This window comes from Priestia sp. 179-F W1.4 NHS, assembly GCF_045369295.1.
In the GTDB taxonomy this organism is placed as follows: Bacteria; Bacillota; Bacilli; order Bacillales; family Bacillaceae_H; genus Priestia; species Priestia zanthoxyli.
Window position 1 is genome coordinate 614997 of the sequence record NZ_JBIQFF010000003.1, and the last position, 23149, is coordinate 638145.

Consider the following 23149-nt stretch of genomic DNA (forward strand, 5'->3'; position numbering starts at 1 on the left):
AAAATAATTTTTTATCAATATCCTGTTAGAGAAGGTGATTGATATCATTTTCTGTAAAGGAGAGAACGTCTATGATTAAAGTTAATCAACAAATTGTGAAAATAAGCGATTTAAATAATAGTTCGTTAACAAAAGAAAAAGCAGACATTTTAAAACAAATGGATGCCTATAGGGAAGTGTATGAGTATGCTACATTTGACCAGCTTGATTTTGATGTATCTGTTAAATTGCAAATCATTGAATCATCTGTATTATTGCGTAAAAGCGGCGCCAGGTTTGCTACATTTGCACGTTCTAGATGTAACGAAAAGTATTGGAAACGAACCGATGATGGAGGATTTCAGCTACTTTCTACCGTTTCTCCTCATCAGGCCATCGATGATATTTTCTACAACGGACACGAATATGCATTTGAATGCGCGACGGCTGTTATCATCATCTTTTATAAAGCCGTATTAAACAATATTGGAAAAGCAAACTTTAACCGGCTTTTTGCTGACCTTTACTTACACGATTGGCAATACGATGAAGATCTTGAGCTCCATGGTTATAAAGGATCTGACTACTTGCCCGGAGACTGTGCATACTTTAAAAACCCTGACTATAATCCTGATACTCCTCAGTGGAAAGGTGAAAATACCATTGTATTAGACGAGACTTTATATTTTGGTCATGGAATTGGGATTACGACGCGTGAAAGAATTATTGAAGTGTTAAATTTAAAGCGAAAAGACGATTCAAAACGCTCGGCTTACCTGTCAGATGAAATTGTGAGGCTTCAGACCGTTCACCTCAGTTATTTTGCGGTTAGATACGAACCTGTTGTTTGGTACGACAGAAACAGCGCTATTATTTCCACTATTGGGTCGATTACGTATGTAGCTTGATTGATCAAAGTTTTAATACTTTGGTCTTTTTTTGTAAACAGGAAAGAATTACATGAAGGTAAATTTGAGAATTCAAAAGGATTTTATGTATAAAAGCAGAATCCATTTAATACGCAGGTCTTAAAACTAAAAGGAAAGGAGGAGATTACTATTAAAAATCGTGATAAAAGACGCAAGAGAAAACGCGGCACATTAAAAGATTATCTGAAAAATAAGCTTGGTCAACTAAAACCGAAGCCAAACAAAGGGCCTGTCTCAAATTTAAAGTCTTCTGCTTAAAACATCCCCCTAGTTTTTATATAGGGGGATTTTCTTTTGAATTTTCTTTTATTTTAATCTTTAAATGTTATGAGTGGCATTTAAAGATTAATTTGTGCACAATAGACATTGAATAGTTTATCTAATACGACAACGTAAGGAGAGATTAGACGATGGAAAACATGATTTTAAAACATATGGACGTTGTAAGAGGGATTACGATTAGTATCCTCGAAAAAACAACAGAAGAGGTAGCGGACATCACACCAAAAGGATTCAATAACAATATCCGCTGGAATCTCGGACACATTGCCTTTATTCAAGAAAAACTTGTGTTTGGCTTAGCTGGTGAACCGATGCAAACGCCAGAGAGTTATGAAAGCTTTTTCGGCGCAGGAACAAAACCTGCCGATTGGACGGAGGCTGCTCCTTCTCTTGAAGAAATTGCGAATGTGTTGAAAGATCAAGCACATCGTATTAAAGAGTTCATGCCTCAGCAGTTTGATAAGCAGTTAATCACACCTTTTACAAATAAAGCGGGTATCAACTTTACAACAGTTGGCGAAACGTTTTTATTCAGCTTCTATCATGAAGCGATGCATGTAGAAACGATTAAGCAAATTGGGAAAGCAGCAGCTGCACAATAAGGAAATAAAAAAGAATAAATCACATATTCTTTATAACTATTTTACATAGCGCCTATGCATATACTGATCTATACAGCGCATAAGATGTAACATGAGCTGCTTTTCCTAATGCAGTTCGCAAGGAGGTGACAACGTGAAATTTCTTTCAGGTTTAACGACTCTTCTTGTGATTTTAGGCGGTTTAAATTGGTTAGCTGTAGCATTAGGCGTGAATGTAGTAGAAGAGCTATTTGGCTCTTGGGATTGGTTAGTAACAACGATTTATTGGTTAGTTGGCCTGTCTGCTCTTTATCAAATTTTTAATAAGTTCTTCGGAACGGGAGCAAGTGTCAAAAGCAAAGCGCTATAATAAATATTATTTTTTATTATCTCTTTAGGGGGTTTGAATGTATATTCAAACTCCCTTTTTCATGGATAAAAGACGTGACATCTTTACAAAATACGGTAAAATAAGGTAATAACCAAAAAGTAGGAGGGATGAGATGGAGCTTTGGGGTGTAGTACCTATCTTAGTGTTTGGAGTTCTTTATATAGGAATCATTGCTGGTATGATAGCTGTTATTGTTATAGTGTTAAAGCGAATGAAAGAGAGAAATCAATATTTACGTGAAATACGGGATGAACTGAGAAATCAAAACAAGATAACTATAGCAGAAAATAAAGAATAGAAGAGGGTTTAATAGATGAATAAAAGTGTACTTCCTATCTTTTTTATCGTAAATCTTTTTTTTATTTACTGTTTATTATTTAATCAAGGATACATCTTTCAACTAAAGAATCTACCTTACATATGGGCTATTTATTTACTTATTGGCACCCTTCTAGCTTTTTATTATATGCTGCGATACAAACAAAAAAGAGACGGACAGGTGCTGCTTTCAATCGGTATTTTGACTACAAGCATTAGTTCACTTGGCTGTTTGGGTTTCTTTTATTTCTTTTATCGTGCGATGGGTGGATAAGAAAGAGCACCAAAAGCAGAGACTTCAGTGAAAGTCTCTGCTTTTTATATGGAAATCTATTGTATAATAGAAAAAAAAGAAATGGATGCAGGAGGGGAAATATGCGAATTGTTTCGCTTTGTCCAAGCAATACAGAACTAATAGCGTATTTAAAATGTGAGCATTTGCTCGTAGCAATTGATGATTATTCCGATTGGCCGCAGTCTATTCAGAGTCTGCCGCGTTTAGGTCCCGATTTATCTATTAATATGGATGCGGTGGAAGAAGCCAAGCCAGATTTAGTCCTAGCTTCACTAAGCGTTCCTGGAATGGAGCGAAATATTGAAGAACTTAAAAAACGAAAGATACCTTACGTCGTATATAATCCTAATTCGCTAGAAGATATCCGTCAAAATCTACAGGATTTAGGCCAGCGATTAAATATTGAAACAAAAGCAGCTGAACTGTTAGAGCGGTATGATCAGTTTCTTTCTACATATAAAGGAATGGCACGTCAAATCGAAAAAACCACTGTATACTGGGAATGGTGGCCAAAACCCGTTTTTACTCCTGGAAAAGCAAACTGGCTGACCGAAATTAGCGCGTTAGCGGGAGGAGAAAATATATTTGCTGATCACAAAGAAGCAAATGTACAGAGTGATTGGGAAGAAGTGCTCAAACGAAATCCACATCACGTGTGTTTGGCTTGGGTAGGCGTACAGACAAACAAAGTAAATCCAACGATTTTACACAAGAGACCGAACTGGTCTGACATGCCGGCCATAAAAGAACATCGTGTATATGTACTAGAAGAATGGCTGTATTGTCGTCCTTCACCTCGATTGCTGTTAGGATTAAAAAAACTCGCGCCGCTTCTTCATCCAGATACGTTTCCTGCATTTGACGGTAAGGACCCTTTATTATAAGAAAAAGGAGCGATACATATGAAAGATATTGAACAAATAAAACATACCATTCAACACCGCTATCCTTTTTTACTTGTTGATCGCATCTTAGAGCAAGAAGAAGGAAAGCTTGCTGTAGGAATCAAACAAGTAACAGCAAATGAACCTTTTTTTCAAGGTCACTTCCCGGACTACATGGTAATGCCTGGTGTACTTATTGTGGAGGCTCTTGCTCAGCTCGGCGGATTTGCCATGGCTACGGATGACCACCAAAAAGGAAGACTTGCTTTTTTAGCAGGAATAGATGAATGTCGCTTTAAGCGTCAAGTAAGGCCAGGAGATACACTACGCTTAGAATTTGAGATTCTTAAGCAGCGCGGAAAGATTGTAAAAGGAAAAGGAAAAGCATTTGTAGGCAGCGAATTAGCTTGTGAAGCGGTCATTACCTTTGTTCTTGATGTATAATACAAACGCCTTTGTAAAAAAGCAGCTGATGTTAGCAAGATGAAAACGACCGATGTAAAAAAGGAAATAATTCAGGATAAAGCGTAGCGAGAAAACCGCCTTATGTCGTAAAAGCGGTTTTTTATGAATACCTTTTTACCTTTTGATAAAAGAAGAAACGGGGTATAGAAGAAAAAAGGGAAAGGGGAGAATGCAGTGAGAACATTAACGGAAGTTGTTGTATTACTCACACTATTAGGTACGTATATAGGCATCTCACTACTTGTCTATAAACGGAAAAGAACGAATCCGTTTTTCTACAGCATTTACTTTTATTTAGCTACCAGCGTCATTTTGATTTGCTTGGTTATCTTTTGGCTTCAGCTTCGTTTTGGACTCACTGATAAGCAAGTAGGAGGATTGCTTATCAGTGTGGTGGCATTCTTTTTACTTATTTATGGTTTGTTAAAAACAAGACAAAAAGACAGGTAGCCGGTGCTATCTGTTTTTATTTATATTTATGTTATATATTTTTATCAATTGTAGTGTCAATTCAATACATCTCTTCATATAATAAAGATAACAGCTTTCTTTTGCAGGTTAGTTGACATCGCAGCTTATAACTCGCTATTCTTTTGATAATTCATTTTGTGAAAGGAAGTGGACGTATGGATGCATCCCGCATTATAGCTAAGTTAGAAAACCGGATGCCGACAATCCTTGGGATGGAGCAGTTCTCCCGCTTCGGCATTCTTGTTCCACTTATTGAAAAACAAGGGGAACTACAAGTTTTATTTGAAGTAAGAGCGCTCGATTTACGTAGACAGCCCGGAGAAATTTGTTTTCCAGGAGGGCGTGTTGAAAAGACGGATGCAGATGAAAAAGAAACGGCTATCCGTGAAACCTCTGAAGAGTTAGGGATTACCCCCCAATCTATTCAGCACGTACAAGCTTTAGATTATATTGTTTCTCAATTCGGAACAATCATTTATCCTTATGTAGGTTTCATTGATGAGTCGCTTGAACTTCGACCGAATCCTTCGGAAGTAGCAGAAGTATTTACCGTGCCTCTTTCTTTTTTTCAGCGTACCGAACCTGATATACACAATATTAATTTCAGAGTAGAACCCGAACATAATTTTCCTTATGACGCGATTATTGGTGGTGAAAATTATAATTGGCAAACAAGAGAGATGGAAGAACATTTTTATTACTATGAAGATCGAGTCATATGGGGACTGACAGCAAAAGTAATTTACCATTTAATACATGTATTAAATGATAAATAAAAAGCAGCGAATACGCATTCGCTGCTTTTTTATATTAAATAGATTGAATAGCTTCTGTGATAGGTGTATCACCTGAAACTAAATCAAAAGAACGTCCGAATGTATGATCTTCACTTAACGTTTCTACTACCACACGCGCGACATCTTCACGAGGAATGGATCCGCGCTCTTTGTTCTCACCGGCATCTACACGTCCTGTTCCTGGTTCGTTTAACAATCCGCCTGGACGAACAATTGTATATGTTAATCCGCTTGCTTCTAAGATTTTATCTGCATAATGTTTGGCTACATAGTAAGGAATTAGTGAAGTATTCCAGTTTTCACGGTGATGTGCTTGAAGGGCGCTTACCATCACAAATCGTTTAATTCCTAAATCTTCTGCAGCTTCCATCGCTTTTACTGCTCCATCTAAATCAATTAAAAGTGTCTTATCATGACCTGTGCTGCCGCCTGATCCTGCGCTAAAGATAACGGCGTCACAGCCTTTCATCACTTCCTTAATTTCATGCACAGTGCCTTCTAAGCTTGCAAAAGCCGTTTCTACACCTCTTGCTTCAAGCTCTTTTGCTTGTTCTTCTTTACGAACCATCGCACGTACAGTGTGCACATCACTTTCATTCAAAATGTTTACAATATGTTTGCCCACTTGACCATTCGCACCAATTACGAGAACTTTCATGTCTAAATTTGCTCCTTTCAAATCCAAATACTTATACACTATTGTTTCATATTCACCGTTTCCATTCAACAAATGAGCTCAAAATTAGGTGAATAAGGAGAAAGTAAGAAAATATATTAAAAAAATGAAAAACAAGAAATAAAAACTAATTTACAAACAAAAAATGGAAAAAAATAGTTCATTAAACCCAGTGTCTGAACTATTTAAATTTTGTAAAATTTTCTCAAACCCTTGGTAATACAGCACTTCTTAAAAACAGTATCTCTTTTAACATTTCCCGATACAACCTATATAAACCCATTTTGATAATTTTAAACTTTTACTTCGGAAAAATTTTTTGTTATTATGTTTTAGTCATTAAAATATTCACGAACGAAATATTTAGTCCGAGCGGACAAAGGAGAGGATAAAATGAACACATTACAATACTTAGTCGCAGAACGTGCAGAGATTTCTCCTCAACATGAAGCACTAGTTGAACATAATGAACGTTATACATTTAACGAATTTCATGAAAAGGTAAATCAATTGTCTCATTACTTCTTAGAGAAGGGAATTCAAAAAGGAGATCGTATTGGTATTTTAGCTCATACAAGCATTGCTTACCCAGTCGTTACAATGGGAATTTTACAAGTGGGAGCAGTCGTTGTTCCATTAAGTAAGAGTATGACACCTTATGAGCTAGATAGCATTATTACGAGCGGACAGTTAAAAGCGATTATCCACCACAATGAATTTACGTCTGTATTAGAAAAGGCGGAACAAACGGATGGACTTAGCTTTACGTTAAAAATTGAGGATGCAAAAGAATTTACAACTCAATTCTCAGCGTACAATACAAATACACCAGAAGCACTTCCTGAAGTACTTCCTGAAGATTTAGCATTAATGATGTTCACATCAGGTACAACAGGCAAATCAAAAGGATGTATGATTGCACATGGATCGGTAAGTGCCTTTTTAAACTCTGGCGGACAGGAAGAACGTGCAAATATTGATAAAAGCATGCGCTATTTATTTGTTCATCCATTCTTCCACATGAGTTCGATGAGCATTTTATTTATGTGCATTAACACAGGAAACACAATGGTATGTTCTGAAGAAACAGATCCAGCTAAAGTAATTGAGGTAATCGAAAAAGAAAACATTAAAATGCTGTTTGCACTACCACCAGCATTAAAATACATCGTAGAAGAGCTTGAAAAAGGAGATCACTATGATTTCCCTCTAAAACTTGCTGTGTCAGGCGGAACAAAAGTATCAGAGTCTTTAATCGAACAATATGACCGTAACGGTATGATTTTAGCTCAAGGATACGGAAGCACAGAAGCTTGGATTATCAGTTCATGGCATCCTCAAATGGGATGGAAGAAAGTAAGCTCAGCTGGGAAACCGGCTCCACATGTGGAAGTTAAAATTGTAGATCCTGAAACACGTCAAGAAGTTCCAACTGGAGAAAAAGGTGAAGTACTTGTACGAAGCCCTTATCTATTTAAAGGCTACTGGCAAAACGAAGAAGCAACAAATGCTGTCTTACAAGATGGCTGGTTAGCGATGGGCGATGCAGGTCGATTAGACGAAGACGGATTTCTTTATATTGAAGGACGCTATAAAGATGTAATTGTATATGGAGGAGACAACATCTACCCAGATCAAGTAGAAGAAGTTGTCCTAGCAGCAGACGGTGTGTTAGAAGCGACAGTTGTCGGCATGCCTGATGATGTGTACGGAGAAGTTCCATATGCATTTGTTGTTAAACAAGAAGTATCTGCTTTAACTGAAGAAGACGTAGTGAACTTCTGTAAAGAACGATTAGCACCATATAAAGTGCCAACTGTTGTATTTGTTTCATCACTTCCTAAAAACAGTGTAGGAAAAGTGTTGAAAAACGAAGTGAAAAAACAAGCCTTAGCACACGCATAATAAAAAAGCGGCCTTATAGCCGCTTTTTTTATATTTATTGCTGTAATTTTTGAGATATTTTTTTCATAATGTGAAAGTATTGATCTCTTTCTTCTTCTGATAAGTGTGAAAGTAAATCTGACCAAAAATCGACACGAGTAGCTTGCAATATTTCGACAACTTTTTCGCCTTTTTCCGTCAACTCTACCCACACGCTTCGGCGGTTTTGCTTTTTATATATACGATTCACAAGCTCATCATCTTCTAATTGATTCAATACAATGGTGATAGCACCGGGTGAGAGCCCAAGTACTTTTGTGATATCGCTAACAATACAGCTTTTTTTATCGTGAATCGTCTTTAAGATTGCCTCTTTTGTTGAAGTTAAATGGTAGGGAAGCAAATCATATTTCTCACCGATTACGGTGTTTTTATATTTTAAAAGAGCTTCTTTTACATGATCTATACTTTCTAGCTGATGACTAATCTCTTCTTTGCTATAACGTTCAGTCAAGCGTAAATCCTCCTCATAAAACAAATTCCATTTTTACCATTATATCATGTATAATGCCCATAGAAAAATGAACAACACCGCGAAAATTGTCAGAAAAATTTTAAAATAATTACCATAATTCGTTAAAAAATCCTTGTTTTCGTGCTATTATATATAAGAATAGTAATAACAGGAAACGCATACAACATTTGTTTTCTATTGAGTTCATAAGAAAAAATGGGGTCTATGAACATCATTCCGCTTTACCTCATGTGTTGAACAAAGAAAAAATATAAAAAATGGTGATTATTCACTTTGGCAGATCGTCTTTTATAAGATGTTTGTATAAAATGAATGTATACATATTTTTATAGAAAAAACATATTGAGGTAAAGCCGAGATATGGGGGGATTCAATTACATGAAGAAAGTCTTAGGGGCGCTCTTGCTTGGCGCGACAATTGTTAGTGCGTTTATTGCGTACGGCATGTATACAAATCATTCCGCAAAGCAAACAGCTGCGATAGAACAAAAACAAGCGGCTAAAAAACCAGAAAAAAAGGCTGAGAAAAAGAAAAAGCCAGTCCTTAAAGTCGAAGAACTGACGTATCAGTTAAAAGATTCCCGTACAGGAAAAGTAATGAAAGAATTCAAGCCGGTTCATTACAAGGATAAAGGTGTATATGATCAAGAAATTAAACAGTTAGCGTCTGAGCTGGCAAAAGGGATCGATACACCTATGCAAAACATAAAAATAGATGAAAATGGATCGCTGACTGGCGGATCCAAGCAAATCATCTTAAAAGAAGCCGAACTTGTTAAAAATCTGCAGAACTTAAATACGAAACAATTGGAGGTAAAGGTTCCGATATACGAAACCGCTCCAAATGTCACGGCAGCATCTGCTCAAGGGATCGCTGATGTATCATTAGCTTCGTATTCTACACGTTTTCGTCCAAGTGATACAAGCAGAAACAGAAATGTTCAGCTATCAGCAGAAGCAATTAATAACGTTGTGTTAGGACCAGGAGATTCATTTTCTTATAATCAAACAGTTGGGGAGCGCACAGCAGAAAGAGGCTATCAGCCTGCTCCTGAAATTATCAATAAACAGCTGGTGATGGGAATTGGCGGAGGTATTTGTCAAACATCTTCTACGTTATTTAATGCGATTGACGGCGCTGGTCTTCAAGTGACAGCTAGGTCTCACCATTCAAAACATGTAGGTTATGTACCTGCGGGAAGAGATGCGACCGTATCGTGGGGAGGACCTGATTTTAAGTTCACAAACAACAAAGATTATCCTGTCATCATTAAAGCATATGCAAACGTAAATACAGGTGTTTTAACGGTAGATGTTCGTACTTCACAGCGTGCTATCTAATAAAAAAAGACGTATCCTAACAGATACGTCTTTTTTCATTTATTATGCTTTTTGTTGCTCGCGTTCACGAAGTTCCACACGTCGAATTTTACCTGAATTAGTTTTTGGTAATTCATCAATAAATTCAATTACGCGAGGATACTTGTAAGGTGCAGTAAGAGTTTTTACGTGATTTTGCAGCTCTTTAATAAACCCTGTATCTGTTGTTTTTACATGATCAACAAGAACAACATACGCTTTTACTACATGGCCGCGATCAGCATCTGGACTAGCTACAACGGCACATTCTTTCACTGCTGGATGCTTAATTAACGCATCTTCAACTTCAAACGGCCCAATTGTATAGCCGGAACTGATAATAATATCATCTCCGCGTCCTTGGAACCAGTAATAGTTCTCTTCATCTTTAGAAGCGCGGTCACCTGTTAAATAGTAGTTTCCTTTATACGTTTTCTCAGTGCGCTCCATGTCTTTATAGTAGTGCTTGAACAGAGAAGGGAGGTCTCTACGAACGGCAATGTCTCCAACTTCTCCAGGCTCACAAGGCTCGCCGTCTTCATTAATGATTTCTACAAACCCTTCAAGCATCGGTTTACCCATTGAACCAATCTTCGTTTTTACACCTTTTAAGGTACCAATCAAAAGGGTATTTTCCGTTTGGCCGTATCCATCACGTACTTGGATATTAAAATATTTTTTAAACACATTAATTACTTCTTCATTTAGCGGTTCTCCGGCAGATACAGCGCTATGAAGGTGAGACAGGTCAAAACGTTCAAGTTCATCAATTTTAGCCATAAAGCGATACTCTGTTGGCGTGCAGCACAGTACGTTTACTTGTTCATCCTGTAAAATTTCTAAAAACTTTTTAGGTTCAAAACGTCCGTTATAGATAATGCCTGTTGCACCTTGTCCAAGTACAGATAAAAACGGAGTCCAAATCCATTTTTGCCAACCAGGACCTGCTGTTGCCCAGACCGTATCGCCTTTTTTAATATCTAACCATTCAGCAGCAGCGATACGAAGGTGAGCATAAGCCCATCCATGAGTATGAACAACGCCTTTTGGCTGTCCTGTTGTACCAGATGTATAAGGAAGGAATGCCGTATCATCCTTAGTTGTGTTAGCTGCTTGGAACTGTTCTGATACATCCGCTGTAAGTGACTCTAAGCGCGTCCACGACGTAACATCAGCACCAAATGTAATTTTATGTTGTAGAGAAGTAGGGAAGTTTTCAATCTTATCGATCTCATTGCAGAAAGGATGGTAAGAAATAATCGCTTTTGCTTCAGCGTGATGTAAACGATATTGGATATCTTTTGCGCGTAATAGTTCTGAAGAAGGAATTACAATAATACCTGCTTTTAAACATGCTAAGTAAATAGCATACGATTCAATAAGGCGAGGTGCGATAACCAACACGTGATCGCCTTTTGTTAATCCTAGCTCCGTTAGCCCGTTTGCCACCTTATTTGCTTTTGCTAACAGCTGGTTATATGTAATTTCCTCACGCACACCGTCAGCGTCCTGCCACTTTAGCGCAAGCTGATCGGATGCATGTTTTTCAATTTCCTCTGTTAAGTTGTAATGTTCACTTGGAACTAAATCTTTTAGTTGAATCATAAAAACGACTCCTTATATTATAGATATCAATGATTTTTTATCATTACTATTATTATATTACTAACTATTAGTACTTGCTACTAATTTGTTTTGGGTTTTAGTAAAAAAGCAAAAAAAGACCCGCTTGTCTTATTACGACAGCGGGTATAACATATGTTATTTAAATAAGCTCCATTTTGTATGAATAGGTACTAGCTCTTCTTCAGACTCGTCCTCTTCGTATAAACCACGTTCTTTTAAGTATTCCACAAAATATAAGTCTGCTTCCTTACGTTCATCATAAGGCTTAATCGATAAAACAAACCCTACTTTATGCTGATCTTCATTTTCAACGCCTGAGAGATACGCTTTTACATTATGCTGCAAGAATAGCTCTTTAGCGGGAATAATTAAGTCCTTGACGAACTTCGACAGTAATTCTAACTCAAAGTCGAAGGTGAACTTAGCAATTTTTTCTAGATCTGCAAATACCACGCCGATAAAACTCGTATTATGTATTTCGTAGTCTTTCGTTTTTTCATCCCATTCAATATGTCCGATTTCCTTTAAGTAATTAATAAAATACCCAATGCCTTCATCACGGCCAAAAGGTTGTTTAGAAAGAACCAAACCGATCTTTTTGTACTTAGGCAGATACACGCATGAGATAGCGGCTTCAACTTTATGCTGTTGAAATAAGTGCGTTGCCCCTTGAAGCAAAGCATCTAAGACATGATGGGTAATTTTCATTTGTTTACGAGGAAAGTGATATTCGTTGCGTGCTAATTCATCTGTATCAGCAAACGTTGCTCCAATAAAGCCTGTATTGGATAGGGTAGGAGGGAGCTTCTTTCTTTTTCTTTTTCGTACCGTCATTCAAAAACACTCCTTGTGATCATCAATACGATAAAAAATAAATCGAACATATGTTCTTATCTAATGATACAAAAAATGTGTCGAAAAGTAAAGAGAAGTTAACGGAGAATTTGAAATTTTATAATAAAAGTAGCTAATGATCTTAAAACGCAGCGGTCATTAAAAGGTGGAAAAGAAGAGGGGGAGCAAAAAAATAAAAGGCTGCAGATGAAAAGCATCCACAGCCTTTTATATATTCATTAACGAGCTTCTGTTAAAGCTACCATATCTTCATCATCTAAATCGATATCTACGTGACAATCCATTGTGTGAATTGTTTTATCTTCATGATTTCCATAATAAATTGTAATGTTCATGAGTATCGCTCCTTTAAAACTGGATAATGACATCCAATTTATACCGTCATCTATTTGTTTAATATTATACCCGATGAAAAAGGAAACTACAACTAAAATCACTAAAAAGCTGATAGGAAAGGGGTTTATAGTGATTTTAACAAGGAATTAGGTAGAATAAAAATACTTATAACTGTATTTTATTACAGAAAATACGAGGTTTTTACTTTTGTTGATGAATAAAAATCCATTTAATGCAAACATATGTACTAAATGAAAAATATACGTTCAGTAGCAAATAAATCCTTTTTCATCGTTTTGCAAAAGGTTCATTGAGAATACGATGAGAAAAAATGAATGAGTGTAAAATTTAATTTATATAAGTCATTCATTTTTCAAACTCTCTAAATATAATCTAAACATCAATCGAACTGATCAATCCTAAAAATAAACTGGTGAAATTCATATGTATTTCTATAAAATCATATCTGCAATTGTTCAATTAGAACAAATCTTGTTGCTAATTAGTTTAGTGAGTTAGATCATATAAATACGAACCCTATCTCATTTTTAAATTCTGTCTCACTATCATAAGTATACTTTTGTAATGAGATAGAATTTGTGTTTTATCAATTGGTTCCTAGAATATATATTATGTAAACTAGAAAAAGAAATAAAATCGTTAGGGTCTCCCTTGCTCTTAGATCCTTGGAATACTTTGCTTTTCTTTTAAAGTGTGTAGGTTCCTTTTAAATCAGCTGTTTTTGCTTTCGGTATTTTAATTCTAAGGTTGTGAACAGAACTCTTAAAAATCGACTGAATGACGCGCTTAAGGTCAAATGAATTAAATTATGTAGAAGCTATGGATAGATTGTATCTTAAAAATCGTTAAAATAGCCGCTCACTTAATCGCAATCTCCTGAATACGCCAGTACGTATCATTTTATATGTAATTAAGTAATGCCTTATGGTTTATCCTAGAACTTTACAATTTTGCATCCCAAGTTTAAGGTAGCTATGAATCAGTGTGATAGTAGTTGATTTAATGTAGAAGCGAAAAAAAAGGAAAAAGAACAACTTCTTCCCCTCCATCCGCTTGTCATACAAACTTTTCAAGTTACTAGTTTCAAGGCTTCACTCACTAAGGTATGTTTCCTAATCGTAGTCATGAATTTTATCAAATAGCCCAAATTTATTTCTTTTGTAAGTAAACAATGGTGATTCATTAAGAATACAAACTGATTGAACATTAAGTGAAAAATAGCACATGGTGTAACCAGAACACCATGTGCTATTTTTAATTATTTCGTTAATCCGCAAAAACCTGAATCATCCACTTCCTGCATACCATTATCTAGCGCGTACCGAACTTGTGAACACTTCCATAAAGTTCTACTAAATCCAGAAGGGTTTTCCTTCTTTTCCTCTGCCACTTTTTTCTGTGTTTCAGTAGGTAATTTTGGAATAAGATAAGCCGCTGCTTTTTCTTCTTCTACCATGACGGGTGTTACTTTAATGAATAACCCATCTTCGGCAATAGACTTTTCTTCATCTTCGGCACGATCACGTTCACTTTTTTCTTCCGCTTTTCTAGTTCGTTCTTGCTCCTCTTCTGCATGTTTCGCGATAGCTGCTGAATCTTCCCACAATGGTGCTTCTTCTTCAGAGGGAACAGTCTTGTCTTCTCCTTGTAGGGAGGATTCTGAAGAATAATGATCGCTTTTTGATTGTTCCTTTTCTACTGAATTACTTTTAGGGTGTTCTGTTGCGGACCCATGGGCATTACCTGCAGGAATGTTTCCTTCTTTTGATGAAGGTGTCTCTTGTTTATACGTTGGAGACTGCTCCGCTACATGAGTTGAATTAGTTTTATTGTTGGTTGTTTATTCTTTTTTAACTTTCTCTCTCTCTGTTTGGTCCGATGACGTAATTTCTTTTTTTGCAGTATTTGATTGATTTTCTTGAGATGTTTGCGCACCTTCCCCACAGCCTGCCAAAAATCCTAGTGTTAAAAACGGAAGTGCCAGTAAGCGTTTCATCTTCATAACAAGTTCCTCACCTTCTTATTCATTGGATGATTGACTTCAATGCAGCGAACTACTTAAGTTCGTACCTACCTTTGTTTCGTTTGCTTTATAGGTTGGATCAGGTGTTTTTAGACTTCGCATCTATTTTTTATATAAAGGAAAATAAACTGAAATTCACTTGCATATAAGCTTATTCTAAGATGAATTTATAATTATATTTTTCCGCAACATTAACTAATTGTTGCATCTGCTCTGGAGTTGGACCTTGGAAATCTGGTAGCCCAGAATCTTTTGGAACTTGTAAGCCTAATTCTTTTACAAAGCTGTCAAATTTAGCTGGTGATGCTGTGACAATCATTTCTCCACCGTCAATTCCGGCCTCAAATCGATGTGGACTTCCTTTAGGAGCAAAAACGTACTCGTTTTCATTTACCTCAAAGATTTCATCACCTACCAAAAATATAAATCTCCCTTTTTTTATATAAAAAGTTTCATCTTCATTTTCGTGGACATGCAAAGGAGGCCCCATTTTGGGAGGTTCTACAAGGTGAACAACTGAAAAGGCACCATTAGTATCTTCTCCTGAAGCTAATATCGTAATTGTCTCTTGCATAAAATGATACGTATTTTGGTCATTTGGAATTCCGTGTAAAGGTTTGATTACTATATTTTTTAACTCACTCATAAATTATCCCTCATTTGTAATTTAATTTTAAAGGTATTCATCTATCATCTAAAAACCTACTACAGCATTAGTAACCATCTACCGTAACATCAGTAATTGACCCATCACTAGGACTTACTTGATACCAACCTTGTGTAGCTGTATGTTCCTCTCCTGTATCTTCATTATCCACAACATTTTCATAAACATGGATAATATAGTTTCCTGAGTCGTCAAGGTGATCGTATTCTACAAGAAGAGGTGAATCTTCAGATATGCCTTGTTGGTCACGAACTAGCTGGATAGCTTGCTCTTGGGAAACTGTTTGTTCGGCTGGTTCCTCTTCCTCAAGGGTTTCTGTATCTTCTTCTTGCTCTGATTCTGATTCTGTTTGCGCCTCATCTTCCGAATCAGCCTGAGCTTCTTCCTCATCCGCTTTTGCCTGAGCTTCCTCTTCCTCCTGCTGTTTCTTTTCTTCTTCTGCTAAACGTTCTTCTTCCGCTTTGCGATCTGCTTCTGCCTGAGCTTCAGCTTCTGCATCAGCCTTGGCCTGCGCCTCTTCTTCTTTTTGTTTGTCTTCTTCTAGCTGCGCGTAGTAATCATCTAATTCTTTTTCCATTTGCTGCTGTTCAAGGTCTGATAATTGCTTTTGTTGTTCTTGTATTTGGTTTTGAAGCAAAGCAATTTGTTCTTCTGAAGCATTATCAACAAAATTGATGTTTTCTACATAATCACCACTGGCGTCAAAATTAACTTCCATCATACAAAAAACATTTTGCTCTTGATTAATCCCGTAGTAAATATACTGATTGTCACCTACTTGGATATACTGATAACCATTCATTACGTTTAATAAGTAATCGCGATCAGCTTCTTTAGAATTAACGGCTTTTTTAATGGTTGATGCTTTTGTTTGTAATGTATTTGGCGATGATTCTTTTACAGCCGTTTTGTTGCCGTTTTCTTTCGTATGAACCGCTGTTGATTTCTCTGTAGGCTCTTCTTTTGGTGATACCATTTCACTGGACTCATCACTACACCCTGCTAGCAATACGGCTAACAGCGGAATACCAAAAGCAAGTTTCAACATTTTCATAGACTATTATCCCCTTTTTTTATCTTTTTTTAGGTTTTATATAATTCTAAAGAACTATAAAACCTTAGGGGTTATTATACCAAAATTAAGAAAATATAAGAATATTTTCTTGTTTAATTTATGGGATTTTTTTGAAAAGATTATCTTTTTATGTATAAAACACACAAAGCCATGTACTTTTCATAACATGGCTTTGTGTGTTCGTAATCGATGTTAATGATGAAATCCATTGTCGTATTTCGTGTCTTTAAGAACAGGTCTATCCAATGAGTTAAGAAATTCAACGGCTTGTTTGAAATTAACCATAAATAAATGAGCAAGGTCTCTTGAAAATCCATTTCTAACAACAATGCGCATGATTGTGATTTCTTCCATGTCTGCTGGGAGTGGATAAGCAGGCACTTGCCATCCATACGTGCGTAGTTGTCTAGACAGGTCATAAAGAGTCCAGTTTGGCGTGTATCCTTCTTTTAGTTTCCAAGCAAGAACCGGGATATCTGAACCATCGGCGATAATTTCGAATGCGTCCATTTCTCCAATTTCTTGGCTGAGAAACAGCGCGTTTTCTTGGGAGGTTTTTTGCACGGCATAATAGCCCTCTTTACCTAAACGTAAGAAATTGTAGTACTGTAAAAGGACTTGTGCTCCTGGTCTAGAGAAGTTAAGCGCAAAAGTTGGCATGTTGCCCCCTAAATAAGAAACGCGGAAAATAAGATCTTCAGGCAAGTCTTCTTTTTCTCTCCAAATCACCCACCCTAAACCAGGATAGACTAAACCGTACTTGTGTCCCGATACGTTAATGGACTTTACTCGCGGCAAGCGGAAATCCCAGATAAGGTCTGGTTGAAGAAACGGAGCGATAAAACCTCCAGAAGCAGCGTCTACGTGGATAGGAATATCTAATCCTGTCTTTTCCTGCAACTCATCCAATGCTTTTGCAATAGCAGCAATTGGTTCGTAAACTCCTGTATACGTCACTCCAAGAATCGGTACGACACCAATTGTATTTTCGTCAACCGCATTAATGACGCCTTCTGGATCTAAATAAGGATGATCTGCATTAATGTTCACATAACGAGGCTCTACGTCCCAATAGTTTGCGAACTTCTCCCACACCACTTGAACGGATGAACTAAATACAATGTTCGGCCGGTCTGTTGATAGCCCTTTACTTTTACGCAGTTTCTGCCACCGTCTTTTTAACGCCAGTCCACCAAGCATACAAGCTTCAGATGAACCTGTAGTAGAAACACCCATCGTTGTATCAGGATTAGGTGAATTCCACAAATCCGCTAAAATACGTACACATCTCTCTTCAATAGCCGCTGTCTGCGGATACTCGTCTTTATCAATCATATTTTTATCAAAAGACTCTCCATACAAACGCTTTGCATCAGGCTCCATCCACGTAGTAACAAACGTAGCTAAATTTAAGCGGGCATTCCCGTCTAAAGCAATTTCATCATGAATGATTTGATAAGCTGTTTCGGGAAGCATACCTTGATCACCAATACGCAGCCTTGGAATCGTCACTTCTCCTTGTCGAGAAAAAAGCGGATTAACAGGAAATTCATCAGGTAAATTTTTTTGTTCACGATGCGGATGCCATTGAGGCATAAAGTATCATCTCCTTATGTATATCTAACAAATTGCTTTACGTTCCACCTGGTGTTGTAACAAGCAGGTCTCCTTTACACATTATGAGCTTTGAAACCTATTTTCATTCTTTTCATTATTCGTAGCACGTAAGGACGAACTTTATTTAATAATACCCATGAAAATAGTCTTATCAAACTCAAAAGGTGTAAGATATGGTAATATATTCTAAAGGAGGTTTTTAGATGGAGAAACAAGGAATTATTTTGCAAGACAAGTTTTTCGAATTAGGTGAATCTCCTATCTATAATGAATCACAAGACATTGTTGGAAATGTCGCATATAAGTTATCTATTGCTAATAAATTTGAGATTTTAAAAAACGAAGAGATCGTGTTTACAGGTAAATCTAAAATGTTTGCCCTTATGCCAAAGATGATTATTTCAGATCACCACGGAAATGAAGTTGGAATGATTCAACGGAAATTCACTTTTTTTAAAAAGAAGTATCTTTATATTAGAAACGACGGCGATACATATGAATTTACGGGGAATATAACAGATCGTAAATTTGACGTTTTGCGTTCCGGCGTTCCTGTCATTCAAGTCCGCACACTTTCTTCGTTTCTGTCATTACGTCCACACACGTTTGCTTTAGAATTTCTCGAACCTGATCTTGATAAGTGGGAAGGAATTGCGGTTGTACAAGGTGTAAGGATGATGGTAAAAGACGAAAACAGCAGTACAGCTACTGCTCCGGCTCAATAGTGGTTATAGAAGGTTATATGATATAAAAAAACGAACAAACTTCAATATAAAGTTTGTTCGTTTTTTTAAATTAAGGGCCAAATACTAATGTACCGATGACATGGTAGCCAATTGGTACAAGAAACAAGATGATATTTAAAATAATCGCCCATAGACAGAGCTTGTCTTTTTTTATAAAAAAACCAATAATTGCAGGGACAATCATGAGCGGAACTAAAAAGATAGGTGCGATAATAGGAAGACCTTGAAGCTTTTCAGCCTCAACAAGTCCTGTAAAAAAGTTAAGGATCAATAAAGTATTAATGATAACATATAAAAGTGAAATTCCTCCAAGAACCCCACCTATTATCCCGCTTTTAGTTGTTTTAACAGTAGCATCCACGTTTCTATCACCTCATTTTTTAGAAATATAAGTAAACTATACTATAATGTGGTTTTTATTGTAAAGGTAAGGTATGGAGAAAAAAGCACTGTAGCAATTGCTACAGTGCTTGTTATAAACAGTGCATTTTTTCTTCTGCTTCTTTCCAAGGAACCGTATATCCCTGTCCTTTGGCGCAAAAGACAGAGGATGAGCTGTATTCCGGATCTGCCTCTTTATTGTAGCGGATTCGTTCAATAACTTCTTCTTCATTATGACAACGTTCATACCCTCCGAATAATAGAGACATCGCTCCTTTTCCGTGCGTAAAAGATGCTAGCGTCGAACCGTAGTTCATAAAAGTAGCAACAGGAACTTTCCCTGTAATAATCGCTTTGTTTTCGGTTGTTACAGGAGAATCAAAGCGGCCGTGTGCGCTTTGAACATCAGCTAATACCCTCCCCATTTGATCAATATCCACTTTAATTTTAAAGTCATAATACGGTTCTAGCACAATACTTTTGGCTTTTTCTAACCCTTGTCGTAATGCTCGGTACGTTGCTTCTCTAAAATCTCCACCGCTTGTATGCTTGTTGTGAGCTCGTCCGGTACACAACGTCACTTTTAAATCAGTAATAGGCGACCCCGTTAGCAAACCGTGATGCGGCTTTTCAAATATATGCTGACGGACTAGATTTTGATACCCAACGGATAAATCATCGGCGTGACAAGCATTTTCAAAGGTGATTCCGCTGTTTCGTTCCGCTGCTTCTATCTTTAAATGAACTTCTGCATAGTGTTTTAACGGTTCAAAATGTCCGTAGCCCATCACTGTATTTTCAATGGATTCTTTGTACAAAATTTCTGGTTCTTCAAACTGTACGTTTATATTAAACCGTTCTTTTATCAGTTTTTCGAGAACTTCAAGCTGAATGGCTCCCATCACATGAATATGAAGCTCCTGAGTCCTTTCTTCCCACGTCACATGTAAAGAAGGGTCTTCAGCATCTAATAATTGAAAAAGTTTAATTCCTTCTTTTGGATGAACAGAAGGATCAAAAACAACTTTTGATTTTAACGTAGGCAAAAGTTCGTAGGAGCGGCTTTCTTTTAACATTCCAAGACCGTCTCCAATCAATGGTGAAGACAACCCCGTAACTGCAAAAAGTTCGCCGGCTGAACCTTCATTAACGTTTTTAAATGTGTTTCCGTTGTAAGCACGAATTTGAGTGATTTTTTCTTCGTATAGCTCTCCGTTCTTTTCATAAGACACTTCATCACGCACTTGCAGCGTCCCGCTTAGAGCTTTGATAAACGTGATGCGCATGCCGTTTTCATCGTGTCGGATTTTATATACACGTCCTGAAAATGCTTCTTCCTTCGAGTAGCAAGTTTCTGTTAGCAAATCGAGTTTTTCTAAAAAACTTTCAATTCCGATGTCTTGTAAAGCTGAGCCACAAGCACACGGGAAAAGCTGATTGGTTTGAATAAGCTTTTGCATAGCAGCTTTCCAATAAGCTTGATCATTCTTGCCTTCCATAAATGCATCCAAAAGCTCTTCATCTTTTTCAGCTATAAATTCAATAAGTTCCTCACTTAACGAACCATCTATAAGATCTGATGTTATGTCAAAAACATCAGCGGTTAAGTTATGTTTAATATCGTTTATAACACGTTCAGGATCTGCTCCTACACGATCAATTTTATTGATGAAAAAGAATACGGGCACACGATGTTTTTGAAGCAGCTGCCAAACCGTTTCTGTATGGCCTTCAACTCCTTCTACTGCACTTAAGATAACAATCGCATAGTCCATCACTTGAATAGAACGTTCCATTTCAGGTGAAAAATCGACGTGGCCAGGCGTATCAATTAAATAATAAGTAGAACCGTTATATGAAAAAGTTCCTTGATCAGCAAATACCGTAATGCCTCGTTCTTTCTCAATCGTATGAGTATCAAGAAACGAGTCTTTGTGGTCAACTCTTCCTCGCTGTTTAATACTTTTTGTGTGATAAAGAAGCTGCTCGGAAAACGTAGTCTTCCCTGCATCCACATGCGCTGCAATACCGATTGTTTTGTTGAATTGTTTCATTGTTAAATACCACCTTACTGCTGTATGTATAGCTGTTATTCTCTATTTTATAATAATCGTAAGAAAAAGTGGACGACAAAGGCCCAGAGCTGCTTACATCAAAAAAGAATGCGTGATTAAACATCGCATTCTTTTTTTGTACGGTGTTTAGTATCTTTTCTGCCTTTTGCTATAAAAATAGCTGCTATAAGGCATCCAATTCCAGCTAAATGCATGATGTTATTACCTGTTGCGCCTAGACTGTTACTAGTCAAACCAACTAAAATACTACCAAGTATAATCAATAAAACAGTAAGTAGTACTAGATATTCAATTGCGAATGTATTAATCAACATCTAGTTAACCATAATATTATTATGGAAATAATAGTGTGGATTCAAACGCTCATGGTACCATATTCTAATCGATTTATATGTTATCATACATAAATTGTTAAAAGTACATTTTTTCACCTTTCACTATCAAAAAAGCAGCCTCTTTACTAAGAGACTGCTTTTTTAATGACAACTGATAAATCCTGATTAAGAAGCTTTTTTTAATCGTTCTTTTTGTTTCTGTTGATAAGAAGAAAAATAAATAAGGCCTACAAATACAGCTCCACCTATCATATTTCCAATAAAGGTAGGGATAATATTTGTCATAAAATCAATCCATATAAAATGACCTGCAAAAATAGCAGCGGGAATAATAAACATATTGGCTACAACGTGCTGAAAGCCAATCGCAACAAATGCCATAATCGGAAACCAAATACCAAGAATTTTCCCCGTAACGTCATCAGCGCCGTATGAAAGCCAAATAGCTAAACATACAAGCCAGTTGCAGCCCACGGCAGAAATAAGCGTTTTTAAAAATGAGTCGTCAATTTTAGCTTGAGCAATTGCTACCGTTTTATCTAAAAAAGGCCCCGTTTCTGTTAAACCGACAATATGTCCAAAGAAATACGCGATAAATACGGCTCCTAAAAAGTTTGCAAGCGTGACCCAAAACCAGTTATGAAGTAAGTGGCGAAGCGGAATTTGTTTTGCATACAGGGCAATGGAGACAGACATCATATTCCCCGTAATGAGCTCTGCTCCGCCAAGTACTACCAGCATAAGACCTACAGGAAATACGGCCCCTCCTAAAAGATTTGATAAACTTCCCCATTCAGCTGGTAAATTACCAATGACGCGCACATCTAGTAAAAAACCAAGCGCAATAAATGCGCCTCCTAGAAACCCAAGCATAAGAATAGAAGAAAGGGATAACTTTGTCTTTGAAACCCCCGCTTCTAAAGCGATGTTTAACATTTTATCCGGCTTGTGAAATGCCATAAAACTCCTCCTTAATTAAAAAAGGCAGCACTCAAAAACACCTTTTACACAAGGTTTTTGAATGCTGCCTAATAATCCTGCACTTTCTTTACAGTATATCAGTCATCATTATTTATAATAAAACTAAATAAAAAACAAGCAGATCCTACTTCTCTTTCATTTAATTAAATTATGTATTTTGCGTTGTTCTTCTACTGAATATTGGTTTCAAACACAAATACGGAAACAGCGGTATCTTCTTCCACTTTGATATCGGAAAATAAATAGTTCAGCTTAGCTCCTAACAAGTCTTCAAGTCCTTCTGGAGGAGATGAAGCATAAAGGTTTTGAATAAGCTTCGTTCTTGCCATATGTACCGTCTCTTTACCTTCGGTTGTTCTCGCGATAAATTGTTCAGCTGGCGTTAAATTGCCGTACAAAGTTGAAATAGCCATGTTTTGAACGAATACAGTATGAATTCGTTCTGGACCTTTTCCAAAAAGTTTTTTGCGCAGCTTTCGGATAATATCATTAAAATTATGTATTTTTTTAGACACTGGTGTATGCCTCCGCTTATCTCGAGTATGTCTATCCTGCTCATTCAAGT

General features: G+C 36.8%; 25 protein-coding genes. 12 read left to right on the forward strand and 13 right to left on the reverse strand.

The window, feature by feature from the left end:
- The first annotated feature begins 71 nt into the window (after positions 1-71).
- From ACH0CI_RS18330 to ACH0CI_RS18370, 9 genes are all read left to right on the forward strand, one after another.
- Positions 72-887, forward strand: coding sequence for a protein-glutamine gamma-glutamyltransferase (locus ACH0CI_RS18330; protein WP_406902039.1), 816 nt, complete (start codon positions 72-74; stop codon positions 885-887).
- 431 nt (positions 888-1318) lie between these two features.
- Positions 1319-1792 carry a DinB family protein gene (locus tag ACH0CI_RS18335; protein WP_116741067.1) on the forward strand — a complete coding sequence of 158 codons (474 nt, stop codon included), beginning with the start codon at positions 1319-1321 and terminating at the stop codon, positions 1790-1792.
- A gap of 133 nt (positions 1793-1925) precedes the next feature.
- On the forward strand, positions 1926-2141 hold the full coding sequence (locus ACH0CI_RS18340; protein ID WP_406902040.1) for a DUF378 domain-containing protein: 216 nt from the start codon (positions 1926-1928) through the stop codon (positions 2139-2141).
- Between the two features lie 133 nt (positions 2142-2274).
- On the forward strand, positions 2275-2460 hold the full coding sequence (locus tag ACH0CI_RS18345) for a hypothetical protein (RefSeq protein WP_034266296.1): 186 nt from the start codon (positions 2275-2277) through the stop codon (positions 2458-2460).
- A gap of 15 nt (positions 2461-2475) precedes the next feature.
- Positions 2476-2754, forward strand: a complete 279-nt coding sequence (locus tag ACH0CI_RS18350) for a hypothetical protein (RefSeq protein ID WP_048020820.1) — start codon at positions 2476-2478, stop codon at positions 2752-2754.
- A 101-nt stretch (positions 2755-2855) separates the two neighbouring features.
- Entirely contained in the window at positions 2856-3659 is an 804-nt protein-coding gene (locus ACH0CI_RS18355; protein ID WP_048020818.1) for a cobalamin-binding protein, read from the forward strand.
- Between the two features lie 18 nt (positions 3660-3677).
- Positions 3678-4103 carry a 3-hydroxyacyl-ACP dehydratase FabZ gene (gene fabZ, locus ACH0CI_RS18360; protein WP_406902041.1) on the forward strand — a complete coding sequence of 142 codons (426 nt, stop codon included), beginning with the start codon at positions 3678-3680 and terminating at the stop codon, positions 4101-4103.
- Positions 4104-4298: 195 nt separating this feature from the next.
- On the forward strand, positions 4299-4574 hold the full coding sequence (locus ACH0CI_RS18365; RefSeq protein ID WP_014459988.1) for a hypothetical protein: 276 nt from the start codon (positions 4299-4301) through the stop codon (positions 4572-4574).
- 176 nt (positions 4575-4750) lie between these two features.
- Positions 4751-5371 (forward strand): NUDIX hydrolase, encoded by a 621-nt coding sequence (locus ACH0CI_RS18370; protein WP_033579046.1) that lies wholly within the window; start codon positions 4751-4753, stop codon positions 5369-5371.
- 34 nt (positions 5372-5405) lie between these two features.
- Here the strand turns inward: ACH0CI_RS18370 and ACH0CI_RS18375 are convergent, their stop codons facing one another.
- On the reverse strand, positions 5406-6050 hold the full coding sequence (locus ACH0CI_RS18375) for an SDR family oxidoreductase (RefSeq protein ID WP_028413280.1): 645 nt from the start codon (positions 6048-6050) through the stop codon (positions 5406-5408).
- Between the two features lie 411 nt (positions 6051-6461).
- Here ACH0CI_RS18375 and ACH0CI_RS18380 point away from each other — a divergent pair, with 411 nt between their 5' ends.
- Positions 6462-7973 (forward strand): class I adenylate-forming enzyme family protein, encoded by a 1512-nt coding sequence (locus tag ACH0CI_RS18380; protein ID WP_221780028.1) that lies wholly within the window; start codon positions 6462-6464, stop codon positions 7971-7973.
- 34 nt (positions 7974-8007) lie between these two features.
- Here ACH0CI_RS18380 and ACH0CI_RS18385 read toward each other — a convergent pair whose 3' ends face one another.
- Complete coding sequence (locus ACH0CI_RS18385) at positions 8008-8466, reverse strand: MarR family winged helix-turn-helix transcriptional regulator (protein WP_013057155.1); 459 nt, start codon at positions 8464-8466, stop codon at positions 8008-8010.
- Positions 8467-8865: 399 nt separating this feature from the next.
- Between ACH0CI_RS18385 and ACH0CI_RS18390 the strand changes: the two genes are divergently transcribed.
- Positions 8866-9828: a VanW family protein gene (locus ACH0CI_RS18390; RefSeq protein ID WP_406902042.1), complete on the forward strand. Its 963-nt coding sequence runs from the start codon at positions 8866-8868 to the stop codon at positions 9826-9828.
- 42 nt (positions 9829-9870) lie between these two features.
- Here ACH0CI_RS18390 and mbcS read toward each other — a convergent pair whose 3' ends face one another.
- The 7 genes from mbcS to gad all read right to left on the reverse strand — a co-directional run bounded on the left by mbcS (position 9871) and on the right by gad (position 18045).
- Positions 9871-11451 carry an acyl-CoA synthetase MbcS gene (mbcS, locus tag ACH0CI_RS18395; RefSeq protein ID WP_335708389.1) on the reverse strand — a complete coding sequence of 527 codons (1581 nt, stop codon included), beginning with the start codon at positions 11449-11451 and terminating at the stop codon, positions 9871-9873.
- Positions 11452-11607: 156 nt separating this feature from the next.
- Positions 11608-12306 (reverse strand): hypothetical protein, encoded by a 699-nt coding sequence (locus ACH0CI_RS18400; protein WP_014459981.1) that lies wholly within the window; start codon positions 12304-12306, stop codon positions 11608-11610.
- A 1636-nt stretch (positions 12307-13942) separates the two neighbouring features.
- Entirely contained in the window at positions 13943-14290 is a 348-nt protein-coding gene (locus ACH0CI_RS18405) for a hypothetical protein (protein ID WP_406902043.1), read from the reverse strand.
- A 234-nt stretch (positions 14291-14524) separates the two neighbouring features.
- Positions 14525-14686, reverse strand: a complete 162-nt coding sequence (locus ACH0CI_RS18410) for a hypothetical protein (protein WP_406902044.1) — start codon at positions 14684-14686, stop codon at positions 14525-14527.
- 172 nt (positions 14687-14858) lie between these two features.
- On the reverse strand, positions 14859-15353 hold the full coding sequence (locus tag ACH0CI_RS18415) for a cupin domain-containing protein (RefSeq protein WP_406902045.1): 495 nt from the start codon (positions 15351-15353) through the stop codon (positions 14859-14861).
- A 67-nt stretch (positions 15354-15420) separates the two neighbouring features.
- Positions 15421-16428: a hypothetical protein gene (locus ACH0CI_RS18420; protein ID WP_406902046.1), complete on the reverse strand. Its 1008-nt coding sequence runs from the start codon at positions 16426-16428 to the stop codon at positions 15421-15423.
- 213 nt (positions 16429-16641) lie between these two features.
- Entirely contained in the window at positions 16642-18045 is a 1404-nt protein-coding gene (gene gad, locus ACH0CI_RS18425; protein ID WP_028413270.1) for a glutamate decarboxylase, read from the reverse strand.
- A gap of 224 nt (positions 18046-18269) precedes the next feature.
- Here gad and ACH0CI_RS18430 point away from each other — a divergent pair, with 224 nt between their 5' ends.
- Positions 18270-18791 carry an LURP-one-related family protein gene (locus tag ACH0CI_RS18430; protein ID WP_406902048.1) on the forward strand — a complete coding sequence of 174 codons (522 nt, stop codon included), beginning with the start codon at positions 18270-18272 and terminating at the stop codon, positions 18789-18791.
- Between the two features lie 70 nt (positions 18792-18861).
- Here ACH0CI_RS18430 and ACH0CI_RS18435 read toward each other — a convergent pair whose 3' ends face one another.
- From ACH0CI_RS18435 to ACH0CI_RS18450, 4 genes are all read right to left on the reverse strand, one after another.
- Positions 18862-19173 carry a hypothetical protein gene (locus ACH0CI_RS18435; RefSeq protein ID WP_034327748.1) on the reverse strand — a complete coding sequence of 104 codons (312 nt, stop codon included), beginning with the start codon at positions 19171-19173 and terminating at the stop codon, positions 18862-18864.
- Positions 19174-19285: 112 nt separating this feature from the next.
- A complete protein-coding gene (locus ACH0CI_RS18440; RefSeq protein WP_406902049.1) occupies positions 19286-21247 on the reverse strand; it encodes a GTP-binding protein in 1962 nt (653 codons plus the stop codon).
- Positions 21248-21768: 521 nt separating this feature from the next.
- Positions 21769-22563: a formate/nitrite transporter family protein gene (locus ACH0CI_RS18445; RefSeq protein WP_406902051.1), complete on the reverse strand. Its 795-nt coding sequence runs from the start codon at positions 22561-22563 to the stop codon at positions 21769-21771.
- A 191-nt stretch (positions 22564-22754) separates the two neighbouring features.
- On the reverse strand, positions 22755-23099 hold the full coding sequence (locus tag ACH0CI_RS18450) for a Na-translocating system protein MpsC family protein (protein ID WP_335706942.1): 345 nt from the start codon (positions 23097-23099) through the stop codon (positions 22755-22757).
- Between the last annotated feature and the right edge of the window lie 50 nt (positions 23100-23149).

Coding starts and splice junctions, on each gene's coding strand:
- ACH0CI_RS18330 (WP_406902039.1), top strand. CDS start 72: ATGATTAAAGTTAATCAACAAATTGTGAAAATAAGCGATTTAAATAAT.
- ACH0CI_RS18335 (WP_116741067.1), top strand. CDS start 1,319: ATGGAAAACATGATTTTAAAACATATGGACGTTGTAAGAGGGATTACG.
- ACH0CI_RS18345 (WP_034266296.1), top strand. CDS start 2,275: ATGGAGCTTTGGGGTGTAGTACCTATCTTAGTGTTTGGAGTTCTTTAT.
- ACH0CI_RS18350 (WP_048020820.1), top strand. CDS start 2,476: ATGAATAAAAGTGTACTTCCTATCTTTTTTATCGTAAATCTTTTTTTT.
- ACH0CI_RS18355 (WP_048020818.1), top strand. CDS start 2,856: ATGCGAATTGTTTCGCTTTGTCCAAGCAATACAGAACTAATAGCGTAT.
- fabZ (WP_406902041.1), top strand. CDS start 3,678: ATGAAAGATATTGAACAAATAAAACATACCATTCAACACCGCTATCCT.
- ACH0CI_RS18370 (WP_033579046.1), top strand. CDS start 4,751: ATGGATGCATCCCGCATTATAGCTAAGTTAGAAAACCGGATGCCGACA.
- ACH0CI_RS18375 (WP_028413280.1), bottom strand. CDS start 6,050: ATGAAAGTTCTCGTAATTGGTGCGAATGGTCAAGTGGGCAAACATATT.
- ACH0CI_RS18380 (WP_221780028.1), top strand. CDS start 6,462: ATGAACACATTACAATACTTAGTCGCAGAACGTGCAGAGATTTCTCCT.
- ACH0CI_RS18390 (WP_406902042.1), top strand. CDS start 8,866: ATGAAGAAAGTCTTAGGGGCGCTCTTGCTTGGCGCGACAATTGTTAGT.
- mbcS (WP_335708389.1), bottom strand. CDS start 11,451: ATGATTCAACTAAAAGATTTAGTTCCAAGTGAACATTACAACTTAACA.
- ACH0CI_RS18400 (WP_014459981.1), bottom strand. CDS start 12,306: ATGACGGTACGAAAAAGAAAAAGAAAGAAGCTCCCTCCTACCCTATCC.
- ACH0CI_RS18410 (WP_406902044.1), bottom strand. CDS start 14,686: ATGAAGATGAAACGCTTACTGGCACTTCCGTTTTTAACACTAGGATTT.
- ACH0CI_RS18415 (WP_406902045.1), bottom strand. CDS start 15,353: ATGAGTGAGTTAAAAAATATAGTAATCAAACCTTTACACGGAATTCCA.
- ACH0CI_RS18420 (WP_406902046.1), bottom strand. CDS start 16,428: ATGAAAATGTTGAAACTTGCTTTTGGTATTCCGCTGTTAGCCGTATTG.
- gad (WP_028413270.1), bottom strand. CDS start 18,045: ATGCCTCAATGGCATCCGCATCGTGAACAAAAAAATTTACCTGATGAA.
- ACH0CI_RS18430 (WP_406902048.1), top strand. CDS start 18,270: ATGGAGAAACAAGGAATTATTTTGCAAGACAAGTTTTTCGAATTAGGT.
- ACH0CI_RS18440 (WP_406902049.1), bottom strand. CDS start 21,247: ATGAAACAATTCAACAAAACAATCGGTATTGCAGCGCATGTGGATGCA.
- ACH0CI_RS18445 (WP_406902051.1), bottom strand. CDS start 22,563: ATGGCATTTCACAAGCCGGATAAAATGTTAAACATCGCTTTAGAAGCG.